This window comes from Paenibacillus sp. FSL R7-0652, assembly GCF_038595045.1.
Taxonomy (GTDB): Bacteria; Bacillota; Bacilli; order Paenibacillales; family Paenibacillaceae; genus Paenibacillus.
On sequence record NZ_CP152001.1, the window covers coordinates 1,607,599 to 1,624,057 of the forward strand.

Consider the following 16,459-nt stretch of genomic DNA (forward strand, 5'->3'; position numbering starts at 1 on the left):
TGGTGTGATATATATTAATCTAAAAAAGCACCCCCATGACCGGAGCGCGTTCAATCTTGAACGAATGCAGCGGTTATGGGGGTGTTTCTGAATCCATCTTTTTTAATTGTTTAATCTGATGAATGAGGGGTTAAGGATATTTGTTCGTCGTTGTGTTTATATATCGATTGAGCTGAATTTGATTGGTGCTTATAACCAGCAATTTAGCTGATTTTAAATTTTTTCATGGCTGTCTGCAGTTCAACAGCTTGTTCATGCAGATGGCGCACAGTGTTGGTATGGGAGCCCATTTCGTCCAGCTGCAGTTCTGCGGTAGCGGCAATCTGCTGCATGCTTTCACGGGACTTGGACGTAATCTGTGCCGTTTCTTCAACCGACGCGCTGACTTCTTCTGCACCCGCAGATACCTGCTGTGTAGATGAAGAGACAGTCTGAATCGTGAGATTAACGTTCTGAATCAGTTCATTCAGCTGCTGGAACGCTGAACCAGCCTGCTGTACGACCGATGTTCCTGAGCCAATCTCCTGGGTTACCCGATTCATTGCACTGACGGAGCGTTCGGCGTCTTCTCGAATCGTACCGAGATAATCCGCAATTTCTTCTGTCGCCGTCTTGGACTGTTCCGCCAGCTTGCGGACCTCACCGGCCACAACTGCGAATCCGCGCCCGTGTTCACCGGCACGTGCGGCTTCAATAGAAGCATTAAGCGACAGCATATTAATCTGTTTTGTAATTTCAAAAATAGAATTTACAATGGTGCCGATCGCTACGGAACGTTCGTTCATCGTCTCAATGTAACGCAGTGATTCACTGGCAGTTTGTCCAACACGTTCCATCTGGTCAACTGCGTTCTGTGCGAGCTGATTACCGTTAACGGCTTCGGTTGCGGCTTCACTGATCTGCTCGGAAACTTCTGCTGCAGAAGAGGCAATATGCATGATGCCTTGGGTGATCTCTTCCATAGCTCTTGCATTCTCCGAAGCACTGGATTCAATGCTGACACTGCCTTTTCCAGCTTCTTCTGCAGCCTGGCTTGAGTGCTGCACCATGCCAGACATGGACTGTACACGTTCAAGCAAATCGTTGGAGCCGTTAACGACCTCATTAGAGGTCGACAGGGCATGGCTGATCATTCCCTTGAGATTTTGGGTCATCGTCTGGAAGCTTACGGCCAGTTGGGCGATTTCATCCCTGCCCTTTATCTGGAGCTCAGCTGTCAGATCGCCTTGAGAGATTCGCTTGCTGTGTTCTACAAGTTTTACGATCGGTTTCGTGACTCTTCTGATCATACTCGTAGAAATGAGCCAGCCAAGTACAAACACCAATGCTGTGATGCCCAGGCACAGCCAGAAAATTTGGGCAATTTTATCCTGAATGAATTTGGCATCCATGCTGACAGCCATGAGCATATTGCTTCCGGCAATCGGCATAAATGCGGCTTTATGTACACCGAATGAATCAGAGAAAACCGGACTGATTACCGCTTGTTTTTTCTCGCTTGCTTCAGTCATGGCTGGTTCAACGTCCATCGGATCACCAGCTTTTAAGCTCGAGGTGGTGTTAGCCACAACGATACTCGCCTTGCCATCCTGCAAAGCAATGACATATGCGGCGTCGAGGCTGTGCTCTTTGGATTTTTCGGTCAGGTAAGATCCTACGGTCATGGCAGCTCCATCGGAGCCTGCTCCACCGCTTTGGACCTGCAAAATTTTGGAAGAGGATGTATTTTTGTAAATATCCTGAATGGATGTACTCAGAACTTTGTCGAACTGAGGCAGCACATAACTTTGAATAATATTCATAGATACTGCATAAAAACTGATACTGAACAACAGAGAAGCAACCAGCAGCACAAGGAACAGTGTGCCCCTGATTTTACCGGCAACGGTTCGTTTGCGAAACATACAATCATCCTTTCACGTCATCTTCATGAACACGGTCCCTTATTCTGTTCTCTTATGGCCTATTTACTAACGAAGAAAGACCTAATTTTTATCTTTAACAAACCTTTGAATAAGCGGATATACCTATTTTACAAAATTAACCGCGGGTTGAATAGAAAAATTTTCATAAAACTGCATAAATATTTTCATAAATGTTGAAAGGTTAACATGCATATTACATAATATCAATTAATACCTACCAGAATAGTTTGATATGTGGTATATTGTTCATTGCCGCACTTGGAGGCAGCATATAAATAGAAAAATCGGTTCAAGCCGGTTATACATGTCTGAGGAGGATACAAAGTAATGAATACATTTCTAATCATTGTGAATGTAGTGGTCATGCTGGCACTGCTCGGTGTTCTCTACTGGATGCAGAAGAAGCACATCTCGTTTACAAAACGCGTATTCGCGGGTCTGGGTATGGGGGTTGTGTACGGTGTTGTACTGCAGCTTATTTATACTTCGGGTTCGGACGTCATTGCAAAATCAGTCGATTGGTTTAATCTGGTCGGTTCAGGATATGTTCGTTTGCTGCAAATGGTCGTGATTCCACTCATCATGGTGTCGATTATCTCGGCGATCATGAATCTGAAAGGCAAGCAAAATCTCGGAAAAATGAGTTTTTCCATTATTGCCATTCTGTTGATTACGACGGCAATCGCTGCCGGAGTCAGCATTGTTACAAGCCTCGGCTTCAACCTGACTTCCATTGAAATTCAAGGGGGAGATCGGGAGAACGCCCAGATTCAGAAGGTGGAGGAACGTTTGGCTGACGTGAAAGATCAAACGATTCCACAGCAGGTACTGGAGTTTATTCCTTCCAATCCATTTGCGGATATGACCGGGGAACGCCGTACATCTACACTCGCTGTCGTTATTTTCTCAGCCTTTATCGGAGTGGCCGTTCTGGGTCTGGATCGTAAAAAACCACAGCAGGCGGAAACGTTCCGCGGTATGGTGAATGCCGTGTACGCCGTTGTGATGCGAATTGTTACGCTTGTGCTCAGGCTTACACCTTACGGAATTCTGGCACTGATTACGAAGGTAGCGGCGACAACCAATGCGGAAGAGATTTTGAAACTCATTAAATTCGTTATTGCGTCTTACGTCGCTCTTATCGTGATGTTTATCATTCACCTGATCATCATTACCCTATCCGGTTTTAATCCGGTGACGTACTTGAAAAAGGTGCTGCCTACACTGGTATTTGCCTTTACTTCCCGTTCAAGTGCTGCAGCGATTCCGCTGAACGTAGAGACACAGACGAAGAAACTGGGTGTCTCCGACGGGATTGCAAACTTGGCTGCAAGCTTTGGGGCTACCATTGGTCAAAACGGCTGCGCCGGAGTGTATCCGGCCATGCTGGCGGTGATGATTGCTCCTACGGTCGGTATCGACCCGCTGAGCTTGGACTTTATCGTAACGTTGATCCTCGTGGTCATGATCAGTTCGTTTGGTGTGGCTGGCGTCGGCGGCGGTGCAACCTTCGCCTCCCTGATCGTATTGTCCACGATGAATCTGCCCGTGGCTTTGGTGGGACTGCTCATTTCCGTTGAGCCGCTGATCGACATGGGCCGGACCGCACTTAATGTGAACGGCTCGATGACATCTGGACTGCTGACCAGCAAGATTTTGAAAGAAAATGATCGTGATACGTTTAACGATCAGAGCCGTGAACTGGATTCTGCCGCTCACGCCTAAGCCGGATCAGCTGTTCAAACGGTTCAGGCATGAAGTTGCCTGCGCCAGTACATGTTCCAAAAGCCGTCCTTCGGAGAACTTCGAAGGGCGGCTTTTTGGTGTGAAGTTATACCGGGGCGTGCATGGCATGCATGGGCGGTGGAGGTCTTTTTTTCTAAACTGGAGGGAATTAGTTCTGTTCAAGAGGTCTGAAATATGATAGAGTATTCATGTTTTGGCCCTGCGCCAAACCGCGGTTCGTAACCATCCCGCGTAATCAAAACTAGGAAGGCAGTGTATGTATTCATGTTTAATTTGGGTTTTGGAGCGGTATTTGTTCTTGTGACGTACGGATTTTTCCTCTTGTGTTACCGCTTGTTCGGCAAAAAAGGTCTGTATGCCTGGATCGGTGTGGCTACGGTGATCGCCAACATTCAGGTAACCAAAACGATAGATATTATGGGCATCGTCCTGACGCTGGGCAACACGATGTATGTCAGCATGTATCTGACGAGCGACCTTCTCAACGAAAAGTATGGGGCGGGGGAAGCGCGGAAGGCCGTCTGGTTCGGTTTTTTCACATTGATTATGACAACCATTCTGATGCAGATGGTGCTTTTATTTGATCCGGCACCGACAGATTTTGCTCAGGAATCGATGAAAAAATTGTTTGGTCTGCTGCCGCGTCTTGCGCTGGGTAGTTTATCTGCGTATTTTATCAGTCAGTTTCTGGATGTGCGTTTGTTCAGCTGGCTGCGCAAAATAGCACCCGGACGTAATCAGCTGTGGATTCGGACAAACGGAAGCTCGATCATCAGTTCTTTTGTGGATACTCTGGTATTCTGCACGGTTGCCTTTGTGTTCATCTATCCATGGGACGTGTGGCTGGAGATTTTCCTGACAACATATTTGATCAAATTTGTGCTGACTGCGGTTGGGACACCGTTCCTGTATGCTGCGCGCAGCTTCAAGTTCAAGGATGAGGCATAATAGAATAGAATGATATTGAAATCCCCCTGTGAACCCATTTGCATTTTGGAGTCTGCAGGGGGATAATTTATATAGAATATATTTCCTGGTAACGATGAATAATCATTTTTTGCAACCTAAAAGGGGGACTGCGCATGTATACTGCACTGCGTTATACACTGGAAAGCAATGGCACAACCTATAAGAATGAGAGCATTAATGCCTCGGTATTCGTGGATTTGCTCACGAATCTAGAATTGCAGGAATATGTGGTACTGGAACCCTCGGAGCTGGTGGAGGGAAGTATGTATATGCAGGCGGCCGCGCTCGATGAACCGGGACAGATGGTCGCAGAAATCCGTTTGCAGGAAGGGGAAAGCGGTTTCCGGCACTACAGCTATAAGACAGCAGATACGACAAGGGTCATTCAATGGTTTCTGGATTACTGGGGGAAGCAGCTGCTGCCGCAGCTGGAGGACTGGCAGGATATTACGCATGAAATGAGATGATGTGACGTATAGGGCTGGGGCAGTGTGAAGAGCTGGAGCATCGGCATCTACTGCATACCAAATGAGTTCGGCAGACGACCTGCCTGGTGTGGTGTGCCATCTGAGCTGCAGCAACAGGAGCACGCACGCTGCATATGCACAGAACGACGCAGGATACATGCAGCAGTTAATTAAAAATCCCGCAAGCCATGCTGTCATGGCTTGCGGGATTTTTAGCGTTCGCCGCGCGCTGCCTCACCTGGCGGCGTAAGCGTTAGTCCGTCAGGATTTGCAGTTCTTTTGGATATGTCGTGAGCACTTCGACACCGGATTCTGTTACAAGCACATCATCTTCAATACGCACGCCACCAGATGCGGTATAGATCCCCGGCTCAATGGTAAACACTGTTCCAGCTTGAAGCAGATCCATGTTCTCCCCGTGCAGAGAAGGATATTCGTGCACATCAATGCCGAGTCCATGACCAACACGGTGCATAAACCGCTCCCCGTATCCGGCATCTATCGTCACCTGCCGCGCCGCATGGTCCACAGATGCACAGGTCATGCCGGGTTTAACGACTTGAATGGCCGCTTCGTTCGCCGCCAGCACGGTGTTATAGATGGTGCGCAGTTCTGATGAAATATCTCCAAATGCAAAGGTACGCGTAATATCGGACGCATATCCCCCTGCGTACACACCCATATCAAACATGAGCAGATCCCCATGCTGCAGTTTGCGGTCCCCAGGAGTGCCGTGCGGCAGTCCGGTTTTCGGTCCGGTCAGTACCATCGTGTCAAAGGAGGGGCCGTCTGCTCCGAGTTTTTTCATCTGATACTCCATCTCGGCAACCAGTTCAATCTCCGTAACACCTGCACGTACATGTGTTAGACCTTGACGCAGCGTCTCTTCAATGAGACCGATGGCGTGGCGGATGCGAGCGACTTCATCCGGTGTTTTGTTGACGCGCAGTGCACGCAGCGAAGGACCGACATCTTCAAATTTTGCACCGCCAAGTGCGGAGCTGAGCTGCTCAAAGCGGGAGACGGTGACATATTCTTTTTCCAAGCCGACCCGGCCCAGACGTCCCTGATAGCGATCAAACAAATCATAAGGGTTATCTGTGTCGGTATGTGCTGCAATGTTAGGTACGGAAGAAGCGGCTGCTGCCGCATCAGCGTCCAGGGCAGGTACAATCAGCAAAGGATCTTCGCCGCGTGCAAGCATCAAACCCATAAAACGTTCATGCGGATTGCTCGCATATCCGGTCAGGTAATAGATATGTTTTGGGTCGGTGATCAGCACAGCATCGAGCCCTTGTTTGGACAAATCAGCTTCCAGTCTGGATAAAGGAGTTTGGTTCATGAGTGTATATGTCCACCTTTCAATATGTACTCGCTTTGAATACATCATGTTATCTTAATAATATAACGTTTGCTCTATCTATTATAGAAGATGTTGAAGGAATTCTAAACTGGCGGCCGTATGCAAAGAACCTGAAAAGACGTTTTTTACCGTTTGAGTAAAGAACGGCAGGGGTAATACAGTGCGAAACCGCTTAACAGCATAGGATGTAGGTGGTGAATACAGTTTAGACATGATATATACACATAAATAGTTGAGATATATATGAACTATAGAGAGCAGCTGATATCCCCCTGCCGCAAGCTCCTCAAAAAGCACCGGGTAACCGCATCTACAGAGTATTCGTAAACCAAAGCCGCAAAGAAGTGAAATCAGACCGAAAGGGGAGTTCGATCTATTATGAATAATCGATTAACTGTACCGCTGTATGCGTCTTTGCTCAGCATGGTTTTGTTAACCGCATCTTGTGCGCCAGGCAGTCCCGCATCCGAGCCGCAGACGTCTTCTCAAGGAGAGGGGGCTGGTCAGGGAAAGACCGCAAATGGAGGTTCTAATGAAGCAGAAGCTGGAGAGAATGAGGAGCAGGGAAATGCGGTTATTCCGTATCGGGCTTCTGTGCTGGTGGAAGGACTGAATGCGCCGTGGGAGATGGTGACAGCTCAGGACGGGCAGATGTTCGTTACAGAACGTCCCGGAGCTATTCGAGTGATTACCGATGGCAAGCTGGAGGCTGAGCCGCTGCTGGAATTCGAAGCCCCCTTTAATGAAGAGGGAGAAGGTGGGCTGCTGGGACTTACGGCTGATCCAGACTTTGAGAGCAATGGCTATTTGTACGTGTACCATTCCTATCGTGACGGGCAGGATATTGCAAATCGGGTGCTGCGCCTGAAGGTCAATGACGGGAAAGCCAAAATCGACAAAGAACTGTTGACCAACATCCCGGGCGGGGTGAACCACAACGGCGGACGAATCAAAATCGGGCCGGATCAGCTGCTGTACATCACTACAGGTGAGCGATATGAGCCGGAACTGGCACAGAACCCGGATAGCCTTGGTGGAAAAATACTGCGGATAGGTCTCGACGGGTCGATCCCTTCAGATAACCCTTGGCCGAATTCCCCTGTATACAGCTTGGGACATCGAAACGCGCAAGGGCTGGCATGGAACCCGGATAACGGGTATCTCTATGCGACCGAGCATGGTCAGCGCAATCATGACGAGATTAACCGGATTATTGCCGGCAAGAATTACGGCTGGCCCGAAGTAGAGGGCGACGACGATGATAACGGCAGGTATCAGGCTCCGCTTGCGCATAGCGGTAATGAAACTTGGGCTCCTTCGGGTGCGGCCTTTATCACAGAAGGACCATGGGCCGGATCATTGGTGGCTGCGAATTTGAGAGGGGAGCAGCTGCTGCGGGTTATTTTGTCTGAAGACGGTACTCAGGTCGAGCAGGTTGTCCCTTTTTTCGAAGATGAGTGGGGGCGTATTCGCAATGTAAGCACTGGTGAGAACGGTAAGCTGTATGTGCTGACCAACAATCGTGATGGCCGAGGATCACCGCGTGACGGGGATGATCAGCTGATTGTGCTTACCCCCGAAGGATAGATCAAGCGCGGGAGTAAGAAGTAGGCGTTACGTAGTCTGAAGGATTACAGGGGAGGGCAAGAGTAGGGGCTGGAGTAGGAACAGAAGAAGGCGACCGAATGGAATGCTGAAAATGAAGTGAAATGTAGAAAAGTACATGAAGTAGAGTGGAGTAAGTAGTATGGGATGAGTAGAAAGGCTGGGCGTACACTTCTGGGACAGGGTAACTGGCCCCTTATTATTCTAACGATTTCAGGGAACCTTATTTCGAGGTTTATCGGCTTTCGGAAAACCTAACGATTTCCAGAAACGCTATTTCATCCAAAATGCGCATAATAGAGCTAAATCATTAGTAATTCGAGTAAATAAGGTGTCTGGGGATCGTTAGAAAATAAAAGACGTCAGATCAGGCCGAATAAGGCTTCTTGAGATCGTTAAGATTTCACCAAGCTGAATCCAGCAGACCCCCCAGATGTGGCAGTTACCGAAGCGTCGATGCAGGATGCTGCTGCCTCGGACGTGACTGCCTCCGAAGCATCGCTTCTAAGACACTGCTGTCTCCAATGCAGCCGTCTGACATACAATGCCATAGGCCGCCTGCTTCCGACGTGCCTTCGGTATCGCTGTACTTACGCACAGCGCCGCCCTACGTTGACACTCAAAAAAAGCTGTCCTCGCCAATGTTTCGACGAAGGACAGCTTTCTTGATTACTGGAGCACGCAAGCGTTCCGCATGCATGTGCTTTCCCTACAGGATGCAACGCTCAAGCTTCCGGGTTCGCAGCTAGCTCGGCAATGCGTTTTTCGGGGTCCTGCGTATATTCTCCCCCATGGTAGCAGAGCACTTTACTCACGTTCAAGCTTGTCAGTTTATTCAAACTGCGCAGTGCTTCGGGCATGTCTGGTGTTGCGGGCGGTGCCGGGCCGACCAGTTGATCCTCAACGATGCGCAGCTCGTCGGCGGCAAGCAGGAACTGCTGCTCGCCAAAATACAGGCATAGGTGACCAGGCGTATGTCCTGGTGTATGGATGACTTGTGTACCGCCCTGGAGCGGGAGGATGTCTCCGTCCGCGAGTATTCTGCTGATGTTGATTTCTGGCAGCTGCATGAGCAGTTGATCTGCCAAATCCAGCACAGGGGCGGGGAGCAGGGCCCGGCGTTCTGGTGTGAATTTGATCAAAGGTTGTGCGCCAGTCAGATAGGGGATTTCAGCTGCATGAGCCCAGACTTCAAGACCTGGAATCGCATCCAGCAGTGCACCAAGATTACCGATATGGTCAATATCCTGGTGGGTGAGAATAACACGTTTGATATCGGCCAGCGTTACGTCCAGCTGCTTGAGTGCGGATTGAAGCTCGGCAAATTGACCGATCATACCTGTGTCTACCAGCGTGTACCCGTCTTCATCACGAAGCAGGACCGGATGAATAGGGCTGCTGCCTGTTGGCGTTGGAATGTGAAGGTTCAACACCGTGATGGATGATATAGGTTGGTTCATAATTATCCGGATGAGTATCCGGGCACCTCCTTGCAGTGGTTGTATTTTTCAATCAGTGAGTACAAGCAGCGTGTACTCTGCGCTCTGCATTCATTTAAAGAACTCGACATCATGTGAAATGCATTATTTACTCTGAACTCTCATAGGTCAGATGTTTTCTATATTTTTTCACCGCATGCAGGATTGTTTCAAATGTCTCTTCCTCATTACTGCCGTCTTTAACAATGGCGATGAACGAGAAGTTTTCGTGGATCAGTTTGTTCCGGGTCTGGAAAGCCTGATGAAGCGCGGTGCTGCAAAGTTCCCTGCCCGTTTTCAAAGTAATATGCTTCTTGTCCAGCTCCGCTTCAAGGATCTCCATGTTCGAACGTGCCCGGTAGGCAGGAGTTTTCATGAGTTGGGTCGAATTAAACTTTTTCTGATACGCACGTTTGTAAAGCTGCAGCAGCATCTGTTCCATAATAGAGCATAACTCCAAGGTTAGCGAAGCGTATCTCCGGTTTTTGCGTTTGCGAGTCAGTTCATTGGCATGCTCTTCATCCAGCCATTCGTATTCTTCGTACATAGAGGAATCGACATGGTTCAGAATATCGCGATATTCCTGTTCGAGCAGTTTAATCTCAAGCTTGGCAAGCTTTCTCACGTGTTTGAAATCCTCTTGGGTCAGCATACGACTTGTCCTCCCATGGGTACCGAGATGTGAATGGAACACGATTGAATCAGAAGATACAGATGATCACTTCATTATCTCATAATCTGGAACAAAATGCCGCACGCGCTTTCGGTCAAAATAATTCAAAGAACCTCCGGTTCAGAAGGGAAGGACTTCATGGCCATTCAGACAGCAATCGTTACGGGAGCCAACTCAGGTATGGGGCTGGCCACGACCATTGAACTTGCAAGGCAGGGTTATCACGTCATTATGGCCTGCCGCAGCGAAAAGAGAGGACAAGAGGCGCTTCAGCAGGCGCTGCGGGAGTCGCGCTCTTCCCATATTGAGCTGATGCTGTGTGATCTCGGATCGCTGGACAGCATTCGCCAGTTTGCACGTCATTTTCGCGAACGGTATGATCATCTGGACGTACTGGTGAATAATGCTGGCGTGGTGATGGTTAAGCGCAAAGAAACGTCAGATGGTTTCGAGCAGAGCATTGGCATTAACCATCTGGGACACTTTTTGCTCACACTGCTTCTGATTGAATCGCTGAAAACTGCCAAACAAGGGCGCATTGTCAATGTATCGTCAGGAGCATACAAGGTCGGGAAAATTCATTTTGATGATCCGCATTTGCGTAAAGGATACAATCCAATCAAAAGTTATGCCCAGTCCAAACTGGCAAACGTATTTTTCACCCGGGCCCTTGCCCGTAAACTCGCCGGTACTTCCGTTACGGTCAATTGCTTACATCCGGGTGCGGTAGGGACGAGCATCGGGGTGGATCGCAGTACCGGATTTGGTACGCGAATCATGGCGCTTGCAGCCAAGCTCCCGTTTTTCCTGACACCGGAAGAGGGGGCCCGGACAGCGATATACTTGGCAGCAAGTCCAGATGTCACCGGAGTGACCGGGCGTTACTTCTACCAGCAGAAGGAGCAGCGGCTGAAAGACCATGCCCTGGATGATGAGGCAGCCGAGCGTTTATGGACATGGAGCGAAGAACAGGTTGGTCTGCAGCCTGACGAAAGATTATAACTTGTTAGAAATCCGAGCGTGTTAGAACCTTTCGAAATAGCTTAGAGTCTATGAATCGCTTGTAAGCCAACGACATGTTAGACATCTAACATATGTCCCGTAACAAAGTGCTATTTTCATCCATGCTGCCTTTCTCAAATTTTACTCTTCACAGCCTGCCGAACGATTTCAATAAAATCATCAATCCGCTGCATGCCTTGATCTCCCTGACCGTACATTCGGACAGAGGCAGACAAGGCATTTTTCTCTTGTTCACCAAGTACAAGTGAATAGGGCACTTTCTCCATCTGGGCTTCACGAATCTTGTAGCCTAGCTTCTCGCTGCGAAGATCTGTTTCCACCCGTATGCCGGCTGCCCGCAGCTGGCTCTGTACCTGAAGTGCATAGTCTGCATAATGATCCGAAACCGGAAGCAGTTTCACCTGCACCGGAGCGAGCCAGAGCGGAAACGCACCTGCATAATGCTCAGTCAAAATGCCGATAAAGCGGTCGATTGAGCCGTAGATTGCTCTATGAATAACGACCGGACGGTGTTTCAGGCTGTCTTCACCAATGTATGTGAGATCGAATTTTTCGGGCATTTGAAAATCAAGCTGGATTGTTCCGCACTGCCAGCTGCGCTTCAGTGCATCGAGGATATGGAAGTCAATCTTCGGTCCGTAAAAGGCGCCGTCTCCCTCGTTAACATGATACTCCACACCGCGGGCATCCAGCACACTGCGCAGTGCCTGCTCTGCCTGATCCCATAATTCTTCCGAACCCATGGAATCTTCCGGGCGTGTGGACAGCTCGATTTTATACTCGAACCCAAAGATGTCGTACATCCGTCCAATCAGAGAGATTGCCTGATTGATCTCGTCTTCGATCTGTTCAGGCATCACATAGAGGTGGGCATCATCCTGACAGAACGTCCGTACGCGCATCATGCCATTCAGGGCACCTGAAAATTCATGCCGGTGCACCTGGCCGAATTCCATCATGCGAATGGGTAATTCGCGATAGGAATGCAGTGTATTTTTGAAAATCAGCATGTGACCCGGGCAGTTCATCGGCTTTAAGGCAAAAGTGGCATCGTCCACGTCCGCAAAATACATGTTGTCTTTGTAATGCTCCCAGTGACCCGATTGTTCCCATAGACGGTTGTTCATCATCAGCGGAGTGCGAACCTCCTGATATCCCTCCTGCAGCTGCAGCTCCCGTGAAAACTGCTCCAGCTCTGTCCGGACAGTCATGCCTTTAGGCAGATAGAAGGGCATGCCGGGGGCTTCTTCAGAGAACATGAACAGCTCCAGCTCTTTGCCAAGCTTGCGGTGATCCCGTTTTTTCGCTTCTTCGAGCATGTGTAGATGTTCATCCAACTGGGCTTTATTTGCAAAAGCTGTGCCGTAGATACGCTGCATCATTTTATTGTCTGAATTCCCGCGCCAGTATGCGCCGGCAACCTGCAGCAGTTTAAACGCTTTGATCCGGCCAGTCGAAGGAAGGTGTGGACCTCGGCACAAGTCGAAAAACTCACCCTGCTCATAGATCGAAAGTTCAGCATCTTCAGGCAGATCATGGATAAGCTCAAGCTTGTAAGGATCTTGAACCGCTTCAAAGAGACCAAGCGCCTGCTCACGGCTGACGAGTTTACGGCAGATAGGAATATTCTCCTGAATGATCTTGTTCATTTCCCGCTCGATCGCTGCGAGGTCACTGATGGAAAGGGATTGATCCAGGTCGACATCATAGTAAAATCCGTCCTCAATGACAGGTCCAATCCCCAGCTTTACATGGTCTGCACCGTACAAACGTTTCAGTGCCTGAGCCAGCACATGAGCTGTGCTGTGGCGATACCTATGCAGACCTTCCTCGCTGTCCAGCGTAACGATGATCAATTCGCAATCCTGCTCCAGTTTCTCGCTCAGGTCGACATTCCGGCCATTCACGATACCACCGACGGCCTGTTTGCCCAGACTTGTGCTGATCGATGAGGCAGCTTCGCCAACGGTGATCCCTGCGTTATACGAGCGTACAGCTCCGCCCTGCAGACGAACTTCAATCGAAGATTCAGATGCTGCAGATCGTTTCTCGCCCAAAGATGAATTGTTACTTTTCTGCCCGTGTTTGTTCTCTTGACTCATGTGAACCACTCTCCAATGTGTTTGTGATGGAAGCGCAAAAAACACCCGTCCCGGAAAAGGGACGAGTGCGCTTGGCTCGTGGTTCCACCCTAATTTGGTTATGCTGCATTCCGATTTCGGCCAGCCGCCGCAAACAGGAACCATCATAACCCTCATTGGAATCCGTTATCGGGGATCAGGCGGTGAACTCTACTGACCGAACTGGCAGATATGCTGTGAGATCATCGGTTGTATAATCTGTGCATTGTCTGTACAGCGTCGGAGGTTCGAGGCCACGGCTGCAGAGGGGTAACTTCGGTCCGTTCGCTGAAGAAGGTTTCACCAATCCCTTCTCTCTCTGGGCAGCACGCAATCAAAGCCATGTCTCTGGTCAACGCCAAATATGAATGGGTACAGCGAACGGAATGACATAGGTCAATTCAGATCAGCTGTTCCCGTAATGTGCCAATTTAATTCAATCGTTGGAACAGGTGTTACTTGAGAGTCGATTATATAGACTGGAAATGGAAAGGTCAAGCGGAATGTTTCAATGCAGGTCAGCTCGTTTCTTTGGAGTGCTGCATCCATATCAATCGAATCGTCGTCCCTTCCCCAGGTGTGGATAATACTTCAATCCGGCCGTTCATGGCCTCAATTAACCCTTTCGTTACGGCCATCCCGAGTCCTGATCCAACGTCACTCGTTCCTGTGTCCGTACCTCGATAATAACGTTCGAACAGCTTCCACACCGTTTCCGGGCTCATGCCTTGGCCATTATCGGCAAACTCAATAGTGAAGTCACCCTCCTGTTTACCCGCATGGACACGAACCGTGAGTATCGATTCAGGCGGATTATGAAGCAGGGCATTAGCCGCAAGATTATCGATGATTCGTTCAAAAGAAGGGATATGCACCATCCCGTATACAGGTGTATCAGCGGGTTGGAATACGATACGGCCTTCGCCAAACGCAGGGTTCCGCTCTGCCCGATGCACGAGATCACGGAGAAGCGTATTTACGTCAGTTCGCTCCACTTCAGGCTGATAACCTCCACTTCTCAATCGATAGGTCATGGCCAGATCATTTACAAGCCTGTCCATATACATGGATTTGTCAACCATGATGCCTGCGAATTCCCGGACTTCCTCTGCTGTCCAGCTGTACTTGTCGGCTTCCAGCATATGCGCATATCCCTGGATAGAGGAAAGGGGGGTTTTGAGATCATGGGTAATGCCCGCAATCCATTCCTCACGCAGTGAATCCGTCTGTTTCCGCTGCTCTTCATCCTGCTTGAGTGTTTGGGACAAAGCCTGCATCGAATGAAGCACTTCACCATACACCTGATATTTACGCTTCCATTTTCCATTGCGGCGCTGACTTCGAGGAAGACCAAGAGCCCCTGTCGGTTCCTCGTAATTTCCCTGTTCCAGACGCTGCAGCCACTGGAGCATATGCAGCATTGGGGAGCCAAAGCGATTCGCGTACCATAGAGCCAGCAGCACCAGAAGCACGATGATGGACAAAATCAAGACGACCAGTGCCGGTTCAAGAATGAAGGCATAAGGATTGTCCTTTTCGACAGCGGTTGGATCAACCGGCACACTCAGCATCCAGGTCGTTTCATTTTGCAGATCGTACCACGTGGCCACGGATATCCCCGAACGGTTAGGATAACGGACCTGCAGAACAAGATCCTGAACGGTGTACTGACCGGGCACGCCCACAGCCGGTTTATTATAGGAGGTTATTTCCTTTCCGTAAGGGTCCAATACCTGGATATAGGCATCTGTTTTACGAAAAGCATCCTGTTCAGCTGGTTTTACAGTCAGTTTACCACCGGCGTACGTAATCTTTGGACGGACCTCGTCAAGGAATGACTTGGCCGCGTTCCGTTCTCCGTATAACAACGTAAAATGTTTCCCGTCCTTCTCCCGGATCAGCATGGCGAGCTGATAGGGAAAAGGTTTATCGGCCTGCCAGTAGGCTATCAGTTCACCTGGTTTATAGTGGTTCGGTACATCGGACGGGACGTGATAATCATCAATGACATGCCCTTTTTCATCCAGAACCTGCAGCCAGCCCTGATTTTTATCGACCTGTTTCAATAGATCGGGATCATATCGTATCGTGTTATCCGGCATAATCTCGGCAGTATTGATGAGCTGATCCAATCCATTGTTTGCAAAGTCATCTATCAATTCGACTTCATTGATTTTATGCAGTACCCAGAAGGCAGCCATGGACCCCAGCAGAATAATCAGAATGACGGTACCGGTGAGCATGCCGATGAAGCGGGTCAATAATTTGCGGCGAATACTCATATCTGCGGCACGCTGCCGGGCGGAATCAGTTTATATCCCAAGCCTCGCACATTGACGAGAAATACCGGATTGGAAGGATCGGCTTCTATGCGCTCCCGTATGCGATGAATATGCACCATAACCGTGTTGTCGTCACTGATTGCTTCCGAGCCCCACACTCGTTCATACAGCTCCGATTTGGTAAAGATCCGGTTAGGGTGTTTGCAGAAAAAGAGCAGCAGTTGAAACACCAGTGCCGGACAAGTTACGGCCTGTCCTTCAACACGGAGCTCCCCAGCCAGCTCAGACACCTGAAATCTGCCGAAATCATATATTCCTTGCGCAGTATGCAGTGATGACGTTTTTACGTGTTCACAGGTATTTAACTGCATTGTCGTTGTTTTGGAAGGGAGATATCGGTTCAGCAGTGATTTAATACGGGCGACCACCTCCAGTGGGTTGAACGGTTTGACTACATAGTCATCGCCACCGACGGCAAATCCGGTAAGCTTATCGTAATCTGTAGTTTTGGCAGTCAGAAACAGAATGGGTGCGTCTGTAACCTGCCTTAGAAAAGGGCAGATTTCCAAGCCGCTTTTACCCGGAAGCATAATGTCGAGCACGATGCAGTGATACGTTTTATTGCTGCATGCTTCGAGGGCTTCCTCACCTGTCGTAACGGTGTCGATATCGAGAAATTGTTCTTTAAGCAGCACGGTTTTGAGCATATGCAGAATCGCTTGTTCATCATCAACAAGCAGCAGTGAGACATGATCCATGTGCACCACTTACCTCCTTGCGGTACCTTTTTAAATATATTGCTCATCAT

Annotated in this window: 13 protein-coding genes; 5 read left to right on the forward strand and 8 right to left on the reverse strand. The window is 49.2% G+C overall.

The genetic code is table 11. From position 1 onward, the window contains the following. Positions 1-203: 203 nt before the first annotated feature. Complete coding sequence (locus MKY97_RS07120; RefSeq protein ID WP_342554769.1) at positions 204-1,904, reverse strand: methyl-accepting chemotaxis protein; 1,701 nt, start codon at positions 1,902-1,904, stop codon at positions 204-206. A gap of 348 nt (positions 1,905-2,252) precedes the next feature. Between MKY97_RS07120 and MKY97_RS07125 the strand changes: the two genes are divergently transcribed. The 3 genes from MKY97_RS07125 to MKY97_RS07135 all read left to right on the forward strand — a co-directional run bounded on the left by MKY97_RS07125 (position 2,253) and on the right by MKY97_RS07135 (position 5,107). Continuing rightward, positions 2,253-3,650 (forward strand): L-cystine transporter, encoded by a 1,398-nt coding sequence (locus tag MKY97_RS07125; RefSeq protein ID WP_342554770.1) that lies wholly within the window; start codon positions 2,253-2,255, stop codon positions 3,648-3,650. A gap of 285 nt (positions 3,651-3,935) precedes the next feature. Beyond that, positions 3,936-4,619 carry a queuosine precursor transporter gene (locus MKY97_RS07130; protein WP_342554771.1) on the forward strand — a complete coding sequence of 228 codons (684 nt, stop codon included), beginning with the start codon at positions 3,936-3,938 and terminating at the stop codon, positions 4,617-4,619. A gap of 134 nt (positions 4,620-4,753) precedes the next feature. Next, positions 4,754-5,107 carry a hypothetical protein gene (locus MKY97_RS07135; protein WP_342554772.1) on the forward strand — a complete coding sequence of 118 codons (354 nt, stop codon included), beginning with the start codon at positions 4,754-4,756 and terminating at the stop codon, positions 5,105-5,107. Between the two features lie 253 nt (positions 5,108-5,360). Here the strand turns inward: MKY97_RS07135 and MKY97_RS07140 are convergent, their stop codons facing one another. Then, a complete protein-coding gene (locus MKY97_RS07140; protein ID WP_342554773.1) occupies positions 5,361-6,449 on the reverse strand; it encodes a Xaa-Pro peptidase family protein in 1,089 nt (362 codons plus the stop codon). 399 nt (positions 6,450-6,848) lie between these two features. On the opposite strand from MKY97_RS07140, the gene MKY97_RS07145 reads away from it, so the two are divergent. Then, positions 6,849-8,057: a PQQ-dependent sugar dehydrogenase gene (locus MKY97_RS07145; RefSeq protein WP_342554774.1), complete on the forward strand. Its 1,209-nt coding sequence runs from the start codon at positions 6,849-6,851 to the stop codon at positions 8,055-8,057. A 413-nt stretch (positions 8,058-8,470) separates the two neighbouring features. Here MKY97_RS07145 and MKY97_RS07150 read toward each other — a convergent pair whose 3' ends face one another. The 3 genes from MKY97_RS07150 to MKY97_RS07160 form a co-directional block, all read right to left on the reverse strand. Next, entirely contained in the window at positions 8,471-8,626 is a 156-nt protein-coding gene (locus MKY97_RS07150) for a hypothetical protein (RefSeq protein ID WP_342554775.1), read from the reverse strand. Positions 8,627-8,800: 174 nt separating this feature from the next. Further along, positions 8,801-9,535 carry an MBL fold metallo-hydrolase gene (locus MKY97_RS07155; protein WP_342554776.1) on the reverse strand — a complete coding sequence of 245 codons (735 nt, stop codon included), beginning with the start codon at positions 9,533-9,535 and terminating at the stop codon, positions 8,801-8,803. Between the two features lie 127 nt (positions 9,536-9,662). Next, entirely contained in the window at positions 9,663-10,205 is a 543-nt protein-coding gene (locus MKY97_RS07160) for a hypothetical protein (protein WP_342554777.1), read from the reverse strand. A 159-nt stretch (positions 10,206-10,364) separates the two neighbouring features. Here MKY97_RS07160 and MKY97_RS07165 point away from each other — a divergent pair, with 159 nt between their 5' ends. Then, entirely contained in the window at positions 10,365-11,228 is an 864-nt protein-coding gene (locus MKY97_RS07165) for an SDR family oxidoreductase (RefSeq protein WP_342554778.1), read from the forward strand. A 134-nt stretch (positions 11,229-11,362) separates the two neighbouring features. On the opposite strand, the gene thrS is transcribed toward MKY97_RS07165, so the two are convergent. From thrS to MKY97_RS07180, 3 genes are all read right to left on the reverse strand, one after another. Continuing rightward, positions 11,363-13,351 carry a threonine--tRNA ligase gene (gene thrS, locus MKY97_RS07170; protein WP_342554779.1) on the reverse strand — a complete coding sequence of 663 codons (1,989 nt, stop codon included), beginning with the start codon at positions 13,349-13,351 and terminating at the stop codon, positions 11,363-11,365. Between the two features lie 536 nt (positions 13,352-13,887). After that, a complete protein-coding gene (locus MKY97_RS07175; protein WP_342554780.1) occupies positions 13,888-15,651 on the reverse strand; it encodes a HAMP domain-containing sensor histidine kinase in 1,764 nt (587 codons plus the stop codon). Next, the gene (locus MKY97_RS07180) at positions 15,648-16,409 is read right to left on the reverse strand and encodes a response regulator transcription factor (RefSeq protein ID WP_342554781.1); all 762 of its coding nucleotides are present in this window, start codon (positions 16,407-16,409) and stop codon (positions 15,648-15,650) included. Before MKY97_RS07180 ends, MKY97_RS07175 begins: the two co-directional genes overlap by 4 nt. Positions 16,410-16,459: the final 50 nt, after the last annotated feature.